We start from the raw sequence: 1,316 nt of genomic DNA, 5'->3' as shown, positions 1-1,316 counted from the left end.
CGGCCGGTTCCTCACACCTCACGAACGGCAGAATCGTCGTACTGGTCACGCCCAATCAGGGCACCACAACAAGATCGTGTTATGAGCTCTTAGGTATGGCTGACGAAGACGAGGAGGACTGGTGAGCGTAATGGTGATCGGCCTGAGCCACAAGAGCACGCCGGTGGCAGTCCTGGAGCGGGCCTCGGTAACCGACGACACGCTCAGCAAGCTGCTGCACGACGTGGCGCAGGCAGAGCCCGTGGCGGAGGTGTTCGTGGTCTCGACATGCAACCGGATCGAGGTGTACGCCGACGTTGACTGATTTCACGCTGGCGTGCCGGCGATCTGCGAGCTGCTGGCGCGGCACTGCGGTGTCCCCGCCGGTGACCTGACCCCTCACCTGTACGTGTATTACGAGGACCGCGCGGTGAGCCACCTGCTGGCCGTGGCCAGCGGGCTGGATTCGGTGGTGGTGGGCGAGGAGCAGATCGTCGGCCAGGTGCGCTCGGCGATCAAGCTGGCCGGCCGGCAGGGCACCATCGGACGGGTCCTGGGCGATCTCGGCCGACTCGCGCTGCGGGCGGGTAAGCGGGCTCGGGCTGAGACCGGGGTCGGCCGGGCTGGGGCCAGCCTGCTGAGCCTAGCGGTGGAGCTGGCCTCCCCGTGCCTGGGCAGGCTGGGCTTGGCGGGCCGGGATGTGCTGGTGGTCGGTGCCGGGTCGATGAGCGGGCTGGCGGTGGCGACCGCGGTCAGGAGCGGCGCGGCCAGCATCGTGGTGGCCAACCGGACGCGCCGGAAGGCGGAACGGCTGGCTGACCGACCAGGTACGGCGGTGACCCGGGTCGCCGGGCTGAGTGACCTGTCGGCCGTCATGGCGAAGGTGGACGTCGTGATCTGCTGCACTGGCGCGACCGGGCACGTGATCACTGCCGACATGGTGCCCACCCGGCGGCGCGGCACCCTGGTGTTCCTGGACCTGGCGATGCCCCGCGACGTTGAGCCCGCCGTGGATGACCTGCCGGGCGTGATGGTGGTCGACATGGACACGCTCAGTGCGCACCGGACTGCCGCCAGGACCGATGAGGTCGCTGCGGTGGGGGCGATCCTGGAGGCCGAACTTGCCGCGTACCGGTCGGCGGGCGAGGCCGCACAGGTCGCTCCCACGGTTGTCGCGCTGCGCGCCAAGGCGGCCGCCGTGGTCGATGCCGAGCTGGCCAGGCTCGCCGGTCGGCTGGCGTCTGAGGGGTTGTGAACAGCTGCCGCGGAACAGCGTACGAGTGTGTTCTGGCGCGGATGAGTGAGTGTTCGGGCTGTGGTGGGCGTACGGGGAACGA

The 1,316-nt window shown here is 69.5% G+C and carries 1 pseudogene; it reads left to right on the top strand.

The annotated features are described in order from the left end of the window. The first annotated feature begins 130 nt into the window (after positions 1-130). Positions 131-1,234: pseudogene (locus AB0M27_RS47915) on the top strand (glutamyl-tRNA reductase). Positions 1,235-1,316 lie beyond the last annotated feature (82 nt).

Origin of the sequence: Streptomyces sp. NPDC052107 (assembly GCF_040680215.1) — a bacterium.
Classification (GTDB): Bacteria; Actinomycetota; Actinomycetes; order Streptomycetales; family Streptomycetaceae; genus Streptomyces.
This window is presented reverse-complemented; position numbering and strand designations above follow the sequence as displayed.